This window comes from Stenotrophomonas sp. GD03958 (assembly GCF_029839005.1).
In the GTDB taxonomy this organism is placed as follows: domain Bacteria; phylum Pseudomonadota; class Gammaproteobacteria; order Xanthomonadales; family Xanthomonadaceae; genus Stenotrophomonas; species Stenotrophomonas hibiscicola.
Genome location: NZ_JAOBZT010000030.1, coordinates 33,649 through 45,083 on the forward strand (window position 1 = coordinate 33,649; position 11,435 = coordinate 45,083).

Annotated in this window: 7 protein-coding genes; all 7 read right to left on the bottom strand. The window is 64.3% G+C overall.

The features are described 5' to 3' along the window. Nucleotides 1-179: 179 nt before the first annotated feature. The 7 genes from N5C25_RS10880 to N5C25_RS10910 all read right to left on the bottom strand — a co-directional run bounded on the left by N5C25_RS10880 (nt 180) and on the right by N5C25_RS10910 (nt 11,276). Entirely contained in the window at nt 180-923 is a 744-nt protein-coding gene (locus N5C25_RS10880; protein ID WP_058980533.1) for a hypothetical protein, read from the bottom strand. A gap of 69 nt (nt 924-992) precedes the next feature. Further along, on the bottom strand, nt 993-5,429 hold the full coding sequence (locus tag N5C25_RS10885; protein WP_251102984.1) for an ESPR-type extended signal peptide-containing protein: 4,437 nt from the start codon (nt 5,427-5,429) through the stop codon (nt 993-995). A gap of 61 nt (nt 5,430-5,490) precedes the next feature. Then, nucleotides 5,491-6,201 (bottom strand): hypothetical protein, encoded by a 711-nt coding sequence (locus N5C25_RS10890; protein WP_058980508.1) that lies wholly within the window; start codon nt 6,199-6,201, stop codon nt 5,491-5,493. Between the two features lie 18 nt (nt 6,202-6,219). Then, nucleotides 6,220-7,353, bottom strand: coding sequence for a CfaE/CblD family pilus tip adhesin (locus N5C25_RS10895; protein WP_345781919.1), 1,134 nt, complete (start codon nt 7,351-7,353; stop codon nt 6,220-6,222). Then, nucleotides 7,350-10,076, bottom strand: a complete 2,727-nt coding sequence (locus N5C25_RS10900) for a TcfC E-set like domain-containing protein (protein WP_279936929.1) — start codon at nt 10,074-10,076, stop codon at nt 7,350-7,352. Before N5C25_RS10900 ends, N5C25_RS10895 begins: the two co-directional genes overlap by 4 nt. Before the next feature lie 60 nt (nt 10,077-10,136). After that, complete coding sequence (locus tag N5C25_RS10905) at nt 10,137-10,634, bottom strand: CS1 type fimbrial major subunit (protein WP_251102980.1); 498 nt, start codon at nt 10,632-10,634, stop codon at nt 10,137-10,139. 279 nt (nt 10,635-10,913) lie between these two features. Then, complete coding sequence (locus N5C25_RS10910) at nt 10,914-11,276, bottom strand: NirD/YgiW/YdeI family stress tolerance protein (protein WP_251102979.1); 363 nt, start codon at nt 11,274-11,276, stop codon at nt 10,914-10,916. Between the last annotated feature and the right edge of the window lie 159 nt (nt 11,277-11,435).

Below are 11,435 nucleotides of genomic sequence, written 5' to 3' on the forward strand. Positions count from 1 at the left end.
AGAGCAGTCGAGCGCGGCTCGACTCTACAGGAGCGTTGCACCCGCGTTCGGTGGGTGCGGACCGTGGTCCGCACTGTGCTTCAGGCATTTCGATTGCTGGCCGAAAAGCAGTCGAGCGCGGCTCGACTCTACAAAAGCTGCGCTACCTGCGCTGGCAGATGACGCCTATCTTGCTCCCACTACCAGACGAAACGGGTATCGCGCAGCGGGTCGCTGAGCAACCGCGGCAACCACGGCGCGGCGGCTCGCTGCGGATACTCCCGCATCATCTGTGCATGCATGACCTGCAGGCCCCGCAGCAACCAGATCTGGTCATAGATGTCGTTGAACCCATCCGACCACCCACTCTTCACACGCTCATGCTCGACCGACTCCAACGGCGGCATCTGATCCAGCGACACCTCAAGGATCGTCGACAGTGCTGTGTTGATCTGCGCATTCTCAACACCCGCCCTGCGCACATCCTCAAATCGAGCGCGAATCCGTCGGCAGTCGTACGGGACGCACCCACCCGTGGCGGTGATGTAGTCGGCGATGTCCGCCAGCATGTCGGCTTTCAGCCGCCACACCACTTCGCTGTCCATCACCTGCCGCACCCGCATCGTGCGCAACGTGCTCGCCCTTACCTCCTCCGGCGTGGTGAACGGTGCACCCGGCGTGCTGCCCGCGTGGCGTACCAGCACGATGCGATGGATCGCCTCGCTGGAGACACCTTCGATGCGCAGCGCCGCGGCTTTCGGGTGCACGCGCGGCGGCGGCACGCCCAGCATCTGCCACAGGTACCACAGCACCAGCAGCAGACCGGCGATGCATAGCCCGCTCATCAGCGTCCATAGATCCAGGTTCCGGGTGTAGTAGCGAAAGCGCGCCCGCCAGATATAGAACGTGCGATAGCTGATAATTCCGCGTACCCATCTGTACATTGCCATCTCCTCGGCAAGGACCCCGGCGCGGCGGGGTTCATTACGCGCACCACGCCGGGGCTGCATGGCTTACCAGCCGATGCCCACGCCGACGCCCATGCTGCGCTCACCGCTGTTGGTGAACGCACCATTGAGGCTGAAGGTGGCCGAACCCTTCTCGTTGAGCACGCGCTGGTAGCCCACCGCCATTGCCGACTCACCCTCGCTGTAGCCCACGCCCGCACCGAGGCGGTTGTAGGTGGCCAGGCCGGCGGTGTTCATCGCCATCGCGCTTTGTGCGCTGCTCATCGCCGCCATGCGGTTGAAGCGCTTGTCCATCTTGTCCAAGCGGCGCTCGAAATTGCTGATCGCACCATCGGTGTACTCGTTGGCACGGGCCAGCATCTTCTCCAGGTCGGCGGTGTCGACCTGCGGCTTGGGCGTTTCGTCCTGCTTCGACTTGGGTTGCGGGGCTGGCTTGTCACCTTCACCGGTAGAGGCGATCTGCGGCGAGCCGCTGGTTTCCGGCGTCGGCGCGATCTCTTCGGTGGATGGCGACGGCGTGGATGCTGCGGCCATGGCGCGAGCCTGCGGTTGATCGTCGATGCGCTGCTCGAGCCCATCCATGCGGCCGTTGAGCTGCTGCTGCATCGAATGCAACTGGCCGCCGTTGACCGCATCGCGGCTGCCGGCCGCGATCAGGCCGTTGGCCACGTTGGAGATGACAATGCCGTTGGCGCCGGCCAGGGTGAGCTGTTGGGCGCCGTCTGCGCGGACCGAGGGGGCTTCCTGGAACACGGAGCGGAGTTGGGATTCGACCTGGTTTACGCGCGAGGTGGTGCTGACGACTGCACCATCGAGCGCTTCCAATGCGCCGTTGAGGGTGGATTGGGACTGGCCCTGCACGTTGAAGCTGGGACCGACGATGTTGCCGTTGGCATCGACTTCGCTGCCGAGTGCGGACAGTGCGCCGCGCAGCTGGCCGACGGTGGCGGCGTTGTGGTTGGCGGTGCCGTTGGCGATGTTTACAAGGCGGCGCTTCATCTCACCATTGCCGAACGATGCAACTCCTACCTCGGTCGCATAAGAGCCGAACCCAAGCGCCATCGAACCGTCGGCACCATTCCGAACCCTCGCACCGATGCCGAGGGCGATCCCACCAATTGCGGTTCCACCATCGTACGTTCCGACTTCCGCCCCCGTCCCAATGGCAATGCTGAAATCGGAACCATTGAAGACGGTCGATCCCCGCCCAAGCGCCACCGAGTTCACCCCCAACGCAAGAGAGCGTGACCCAATCGCAGTCCCTCCTTCGGTGCCCGCCTTCGCAAGGATGCCAAGCGCGACCCCAGCCCGACCAGCCTCCGCAGGACCAGTCGTGGGACCTGTGCCTACGCTGAGAAATTGATTAAGCTCTTCCAATGCATCGAGTCGACCATTGGTTGAATGGAGCTGACTGCCACGCACGACATCCGAGCTATCAGCCGACAGCGTCGCCTCGGCCACACCAGTCAAGCGCGCACCGCCGTAGTCGATGACGCTCGCATCCAATCCACGCATTGCCTGCTCGCCCATCTCCCGCTCCCTGCGCATCGACTCCAGATCATTCCGATTCTGCGAGATCTTCTGCTCTGCGGCGTACAACTGACTGCCGGTTACGGCATCACGGCTTCCTGGCGCCACTCGTCCGTCAGCCAGGTTGGTCAGCAACATGCCATTCACGCCATTCAGCGCGATCTGGTTCATGCCATCGGCACGGGCGGAAGGTGAGCCCTGGAAGATGGAGCTGAGTTGGCCTTCCACCTTGTCCGCCCGACGGCCTGCGGTGATGACAGCGCCATCAAGTGCCATCATCGCATCCTCGACGGTGTGCTGCGCTTCGCCCTGCACCGCGTAGGTCGGCGCGATGATGTTGCCGTCGGCGTCCATGCCTGCTCCGCCCCCAAGGGTGGCGAGGGAATCCTTGAGCTGGGAGACGGTGGTGGCGTTGTGGTCGGCGGTGCCGCGGGCGATGTTTACAAGGCGGCGCTGGATGCCAACACCGCCAAATGACGCAACTCCTTCTTCATCTGCCAGCGAACCGTTTCCAAGTGCCAGGGAGCCATGAGCTCCGCCCACAACTCTTGCGGCAGCACCAATCGCGATACCTTCATTCGCACCGCCCGCGCCTCCACCAACCTGTGCACCGACTCCCATTGCGAATCCATTTTCAGAATCCACAGAGACAGTCGCCGCTCTGCCAATTGCGGTGGAGTTCTTGCCCATCGCCTCCGCAAATGTGCCTACCGCAGTTCCCCCCTCCAGTCCCGTCTTTGCTGAATTCCCCACCGCAACACCTGCCACACCTGCTTCGGCGCCTTCACTGAAGGGCGCTGAGCCTATACTCACAAACTGCGCGATATCCTCAAGATCTGAGACGCGTGAATTGGTTGAATGCAGCTGCCTACCAGACACAGCCTCAGCACTGCTGGCGCTCAAGATTCCATCTGCTACACCACTGATCTTCCGATTGGCATTGGCGCTGTTGCGCACGTCCAACGTCGTACCGCTGTTCTTCTCACCAAGGCGCACATTGCCAGTTGCAGAAACCTGCGCCACCAATCCGCCCAGCACCGCTGTTTCGGCCAGCGCCTTGACTGCGTCCGTCTTCGCCGCAGCAGCATCTTCACCCGCAGACATGGCCATACCCTCTACCGTCGCCACCTTGTCATTGGTGGCATTAAGCTGCCTGCCGTTGACGGACTCGTAGCTGCTGGCGCTGACCAAGCCATCGGCCACGCCGGTCAGCTTACGGTTCGCATTCGCGCTATTGCGCACATCCAGCACCGTGCCGCCGTTCTTCTCACCCAGGCGGACATTGCCTGTGGCAGACACTTGCCCCACAAGGCCACCCAGTACCGTCGTTGCGGTCAACGCCTTGCTGGCTTCATCCTTTGCCGTATCGGCTGCCGTCTGCGCCGCCTTCGCCGTGCGGTCCACCTCGCCCACCTGGACATTGGTTTCAAACAGCTGCTTGCCGGTGACGCCCTCGGTACTGGTGGCGCTCAGCAACCCATCCTTCATCCCGCTGATCGTCCGCTTCACCGAGTCACTGCCGATGGATACCTGATCATTGGCGGTCGTAACCGAAAGCACGCCCAGAGCGACTGAACGCGAATGATTGGCCTTGGTGGATGCACCCAGCGCCATGGAGCTCGCCCCCCCTGCAGCAGATGCCTGGTAGCCGATCGCAACCTGGTACGCAGTCGGGCCAGTGCTCGCCGATGCGCCGATGGCGATGCCGTAGTTGGAGGAACTCGCCTCGATCTTCGCGCCGGAGCCGATGGCAATCGAGCCGATTGCATTGGCCTTGGCGTTGTATCCATGCGCGCTCGCGCCCGAGCCACTGGCAAGCGCATTCAGGCCTGAGGCAAGCGCACCCGTTCCCGATGCCTGGGCACGCTGCGTGGACGTCACGGTCGAGCCGCTGGCAGTCAGGTAGCCTGCTGCATTGGCCGCGGATATCGCGTTCTCAGCCGTGCTCTTGGCCGTGTTCGCCGTGCTCTGCGCCGTGCTTGCGTTTGTCTTGGCTGTATCTGCCGCAGTCTGCGCCCTGCTGATGTCCTGCTTGGCCCAGTACAGCTGACTGCCGGTGACCGCGTCGGAACTGGAGCCAGTCAATCGAGCATCCTTCACATTCATCACGCGCCGCTTGAGCGTGCTGCTTCCCACCGATACGGTGTCGGTCTCGTTGGCGACCGACCGCGTACCCAATGCCACCGATCCCGACACGGAAGCGCGTGACTCATAACCAATCGCCATCGCGTCATAGGACGCATTGGACTTGTTGCCTACAGCGATGGCTCCCGAATAGCCGCTTGTGCCGGCACGGGCGTCACCCCCCAACGCGATTCCACCGATACCACCTCCGGTAGACACCCGCGAGCCGCTACCAATGGCAATCGCGTTGCCGCCGTCGGCTCGTGAATCATTGCCGTAGGCCGTGGCACCCCAGCCACCGCCGGCATACGCGCCATCACCCACCGCAGTTGCGTACCAATGTTCGATCTTCACGTTCGTGCCGATCGCGACGTTGCGCTCTCCCGTTGAACGGATGCCGTTGCCATAACCAACTGATCGTTTGCCAGAGATGGCGGAGCGCGAACCGACTACGACCGTGTCATCGCCGGTCGCTGTTGAATCGCGATAGGCGACATCGTTGACAATCGCCAGTTGGTAATACGTGGACTGCGGGGAAATCGACGTCAACGAGAGCCCAGCATTCAGTCCGCCAGTCATAAAGGGATTCATGGACATGCCTGAACGCCTGGAATCTTCCTGTTCATTCCAAATCGTTTCAGTCTCCTCGCCTGGATCTTCTTTCTCGGCACCTTCGACCGCCATGGCATTTGCGGACAGCGCCAGCACTGCGGCACTCGCCGCCACGCTGACCGAGCGTCGCGCGGCTGGCCCGCGCTTGGTCAACTCACTTCCAACCACCCAGCAACGCTTGGCGGCACTCCAGATACGACGATAGATGTGGTTCATGCTCTCTCTCCTTAACAGGACATCGAAAGTGAGGCCCTGCACATGACGCAGGGCCAGAACTTCAGGCGCTCGGCGCCAGGGTGGTTGTGTGCTCGCGGTAGCCGTCCTTGGACAGGCGGTAATGCAGCTGCACGGTATTGCCCGGTTGAGGCTGGAACGGCAGCTTCAGCTCCGCGTCCGGGTACAGGCTTTTGGCAAAGTCGTGGGTCGTACAGGCACCACTGGCGCTGCATTCGGCCAGCCCTGTGATGCCAACTCGCAAGGTCCCCACGTTACGCAGGGTGTCGCCCTGCAGTTGCAGATCCACGCTGCCGTTGGTGGGCAACACGTTCACCAGCGCGCCCCAGACCAGGCTGACGCCGACGTTGGCCTGTGCCGCCTGCTCGTCGCCCTCAAGCAAGGTCCCGTCCGGGCCCCTTACACCCTCGAAGTAGACGCGGTAGGCCACTTCCTTCTCCACGCTGCGCAGTGGAATGACCCGGATCAGGCGATTGCCTCCGCCACTCAGTGCGAACTTCCCAGGGGTGATGGCGACCGCGGCGTCGGCCGCCTCCACTTCCACCTCTTCCTCGCCAACCTGCGCGGGATTCCAGATGCGCAGCAGGCGTGCCTGCACGTACTGCGGCTGGGTGGAGTGCGAGTAGACGCGGATCTGAGTCCCACGCTTGGTATCGACGGCCGCGCGCATCGGATGGATCGAGAGGTTGGCATGTGCCGCCGGCGGGGCCAGCAGCGCGCTCAACGGCAACAGACAGAACAGCAGCTTCTTCATGATGAGGCTCCGTGGGGATCAGGGTTTGGCAGTCGGCACGCGCAGCTCTACCGTCAGCTCGCCGTCGTAGAGGCCGGGACGCTTGCTGGCGATGGGCGTAGGCGGGGTTTCCAGCGTCAGCGGTGTGGGCACGCAGTACACGGGCTGACTGAAACCCGGCAGCATCACCAGTCGCAGCTGTGCACTGTCGATGCCGCGCAGCAGCTGCTCCTCGCCGTTCTTCATCGCCAAGCGGTTGCCGGCGTAGTTCAGGCTGACCTGGTAGTCGAGGCGCTGGGTGTCATCGCTGCCACCGTCCCCGTGCCAGACCGCGTAGTCACGCCCTGGAGGTGGTCGTGGACCGCTGTCGCGCACGGTGACGCCGAGGAACTCGCTCTGCGAGCCCACGCCGTCGTACAGGCACATGTCCACTTCCTTGTAGCCCCCGACGACCTTGCGGATGGGGTCGTAGCGCAGGTCCATATTGACCAGCGGTGAGATGCCATCGAAGCCGGGGAAGTAGATCGAGATCGCGTCGTAGTCGGTGACGGTGAAGTCGAAGTTGAAAGTGGCCGTGGCGACGGGCCCTGCAGCAGGATCGGCCTTGACGTTCAGGCGCATCGCGGCTTTCCAGTGGCCTGCCACGAGCCTCGCAAGCTCAGATGCTGGAATGGTTAGAGCAGCACCGGTGCCGATCGGTTCGTCCGATGCACATTGGTACCAGAACGCTTCATTCAGAATACGCTTCTGACTGTCCCAGTACTCGAAATTGCAGCGAGGACCCGACATAACCCGCTGCAGGCTTCCTACCGCACGAATCTCCGTACGCAGACCAGTCCTCAGTTCAACGAGACGCAACGTTATCTCTGTTGTTCCCACTGACGAGCTCGGCCCACTCTCCGTCGGGCACCGCCCAAACTCACTATCAGAAGCAGACCCACAAACCACATGGATCTGCCCATACTTGAACGCCAGGTCGTGACTGAACCCCAGCACCGTCCGCGGCGCCCACAGCTCCACATCACTCGGCACCGCCGAGCGATCCCAGCTCATCACGATGTCCCGGCTCTGGTCCGTCGGATGCGTCTCCGGCGGCCACTGCGCCCACGCCCGTGGCATCACCAGCACCAGCGCACACACCAGCATCAATACACACATCCAACGCCGGCTCATGGCGTACCTCCTGCAGCAGCGGTCTGGGGCGTGGCGGCGATCAACGCGCGTTCCTGCAGCAGGCGGGTCACGCGGGCCTGCTGGCGGATCTCGGGGGGCAGCTGGGCCACGGCCAGCGGCTCGCAGTGCACGGCGCCGACCAGCAGCACCACCTGGCGGCGCTCGCGCACCTGCAGCGGGCAATGCAGCAGGCGGTCGTCCTGCAGCAGGTACAGCGTTGTTTCGCGACGCGGGAAATCGGCAACGAAGCTGCCGTTGGCGCTGGTGCCGGGCACCGGCGCGTTGAGGATGCGGGCGCCGCCCAGCGGCGACCCCGCAAGGTCCTTGGCATTGCCGATGAAGGTGTAGGTCACTTCGATCGGCACCGGCATGCGCATCAGCTTGCCGGGCGTGAGGAACATCGGCCGTGCACCGCCCACGCCGGTCACGCGGATCGCGGCGATGCTGTCCAGCGTGCTGGCGTCCTGCACTTCGGCGCGCTGCGACTGATAGGCCTGCAGCGGCAGCAGCCGGCGCTCGCCGATCTGCAGACGCTGTCGGCGCAACCCGCCCACCTGCAGTTCTGCGGCCACGCCATGCAGGTCGGCAGCGTCGAAACCGTCCACCTGCACGGCCAGGCCGGCCTCCGCGCCGTTGGCACCGCTCCAGTAGAAACCGCGGCGGCCCAGTGCGAAGCCCGAGCTGTGGCTGGCGCTGTAGCCGGTCTCGCCACGCCCGCGCTGCTGATAGTGCGCAATGCTGGCGGTTGTATTGCCGATGCCGTTCTGCAGCTGGCCACTCAGCGAGGCGCTGTAGCGGTCATTGTTGTTGGCACGCAGTTCGGTATTCAGCTCGCGATAGTGCGTATCCCGCTCCTGGCGCAGGCTCTGGCCCACGCTGTAATCGATGGCCGGGCGCTGATGCTGCGGCTGGCGCACGTCCACCGCATAGCGGCGCTGGCCACTGCTGTCATGGTTGCGCTGCAGGCGGGTCAGGCTCAGGTTGAAGTAGATGCCACGGTCACGCTCGTTGCTGCCGCGCACGCTTTCGGTGCTGCGCTGCTGCCATAGCCCCACGCGCGTGGACACGCTGAAGTCCTGCCAGCGGTGGCTGCGGCTGAAACTGGCCTGCCAGGTGCGGCTGAGCACCGGCTCCCGGCGCGGCTCCAGCGGGCCGGGCGGCAGCAAGGGATCCAGCCCGAACAACGGGTCCTGCTCGAATTCGGGCCGATGCCAGCCGGTGCGCCAGGTCTGGCGCCGGGTGTAGCCCACGTAGGCGTTGCCACCGGCCAACGGCAGCGACATCGAGCCGCTGAGTGAGTTGGTGCAGCCCAACTGGTCGCGCGCATCGGCCTCGAACTGGCAGGCCTTGCCACGCATGCGCTGCTGGTAGAGATTCCACGACGCCTTGCGCCGGTACGACAGCTGGTGCTGCTGCCCGTTGCTGCCGTCGCTGCCCCGCATGCCGCTGAGCGTGGCGCGCATCTCATGGGTGGCCAGCATGTGGCGCAGGTCCAGGCGCAGCTCACCGTAGCTGTGTCCGCCAAGGTTGGCGACACCGGCGGTAAGCGCGGCGTCGCGGCCCAGCGGCACGCGCAGGCCGGCCATCGCCACGCGTTCGCCATCGAAGCGGTCGCTGCGGCGCTCGTTGCGCCGGCCGCCCTGCACGAACCACTGCCACTGGCTGTTGGTCCAGTCGCCGCCCCTGTCGAACGGCGCCTCCTCGGTGCGCACCAGCACACCGTCCTCGTAGATGCGCATGCGCACCAGGTAGTTGCCGAACGGAAAATTGCGGGTGTCGATCTGGTTGATGCCCGCCTGCAGGTAGAACGTCTGCAGCAGCCGCTCGCCATCGAACACATCGACGCGTGCGTCGCGCGCCAGCAGCACCGTCAGCGGCGTGGCCTGCACTGCGGCATCGGTATCCACGTAGGCCTGGGTGGTACCCACGCGCGCGCCTTGGAAGCGGTCCAGCGGCAGCATGCTGAAGCTGAAGGTGCCGCCCTGCGGGCTGGACAGGTTGCGGCGGTCCATGCGCCCGGCCTGCAGGTAGTGCGCCTGGCCCAGGTCATGGCGGTAATAGACGTTGTCGAACTGGAAGTCGTCGTCGCTTCGGCTGCGGTAGCGCTGCTGGGTGTAGTACCAGTCGGCGGACAGGTGAGCGCGATCAAACAGTCCCAGCGTGCCTACGCCGCGCGCGGACAGTGCCTGATGGTCGCGGCCGCCGCTGACGTTGAGCGTCTGCTGGTGCAGGAAGGCGTTCTCTGCATTGGCCGTGACCGTGTGGTAGCGCTCGGCGGGCGGCTCGCCGGGAATCCACTGCCGCGCCACGAACAGGCGCACCGCGCCCTCGCCTTCGTCATACAGCGCGCGCGCGGCGGCGGGGTCTTCAGGTGGGTCGAGATAACCGCAGCCGGCCGTGGCGCCACCGAAGCGGCAGGCCAGGTGGCTGTTGCGCGGCAGTGGTTGCGACAACGCCGGCAGCAAGGCTGCCTGTGCTTCGGCAGGCAGGTCCAGCGCCTGCAGTACGCGCGCGGGATCTTCCAGCTGCACGTGCTCCAGGGTCACGCGCACCGGCGACAGTCCGGCCGAGCGGCCGAACAGCTGGATGTCGAGTTGTTCGGTCTGGCCTTCAACCAGATCCTCGAAGCCGGCGGGGACGCCGTGGGCCGCGACCAGAGGAGCAGCCATTGCCAGGGCGAGCGCGACCGCCAGCCGGGTAACGGCGGGGGCGTGTGGAGTCATGGGGGTATCGCTGCAGAAGCGGCCGGCCCGGAATGCGGACCGGCGCGGGGAAGCCGTGGATCAGGGCTTCTGGTTCATGACGATGTAGACCATGCCTTCATAGCGGCCGTTGACGGTAAGCGGCCCGCCGGTACCGGCCTGGGCGATGGTCAGCGGCATCGAGATGGAGGCACCCGGGGTCGAGCTGGCGCCGTTGAACAGGTCAGCCGCCTTGAATTCGGTGACCGAGGTGCTGAGCGCATCGGTGTTCAGGCTGACGGCCAGCGGCACGCGGGTGCTGCCATTGAGCAGTACCGGATCGTGGCCGAGGCGAACTTCGATGTCCGCGGTTTCGTCATTGGAGTGGATGCGCACCTGCTGCGTCGACGGCAGCAGGCCGCGCAGCGGATCGTGGGTCAGCTGCACGGTGTCCGGCAGCGGGGTGCCGTCATCGCGCAGCAGCGCCAGCGTCGGGTCGACGTCGGCGTAGACGGTGATCTTGGTTTCCAGCGCGTGCGCGGACAGCGAAGCAGTGGCCAGCGCTGCAGCGAGCGCGGCCTTCTTGATAATGGCGTGCATGGGTGTCTCTCTCGGACAGGGGGAATATGAAAGCCCCCCTCCCCTAAGGAGAAAGGGAGGGAGGCGCCGCCCGCAGAGGTGGTTGCGGGCGACGGAGAGAATGTTAGGAATCCATTGCCATGCAGACCATTCAAGCATTCCTAAAACGTGGAACGTTAAGGAGAATTCTTGAATGTGTTCAACGTTTGAGGGTTATGCAAACTCCCTCACTGCTTGAATGCAATAAACCTCATTGCATTGAATTTGTAGAGCCGAGCCAATGCTCGGCTGCCGTTCGCTTCAACCTGCCGGCACGACGGTGACGTGATCAACATCGATGTCGATCGGCTTGAAGCGATGCGTGTCGACCTTGCCACGCAGTTCGACCACGGTGTCGGCGCCGATGGCCTGCGGCGGCAGATCTTCGTCATCGATCTCAACGTCGATCTGGCCGCTGGCATCACGGAACTGGTAGCGCTCGTCACCGATCTTGGCGATGAGGGTGCCGCGCAGCACCACCGGATGGTCATCACGTTGCGCGCGAGCGTCGGCGACAGTGCTGGCAGCAGCCCCTGCCCCCGGCCCGGTGTACTGCGCGGCGGCCTGCGGGCTCAGCAGGGCCAGCGGCGTGGCGATGAAAGCGATGGCGATCAGTCGGTTCATGGCGTTCTCCATACAGGGATGAGTACGCACAGGTTCTATCGCCTTCGATGTGATCCCCATGCAATAGATCCGAAAAGACATGAAAGCGACATTCATTGTCAGAGCGCGTTCAGACCCGGAAGCGGGCTCTTGTAGAGCCGAGCCGTGCTCGGCTGCGCG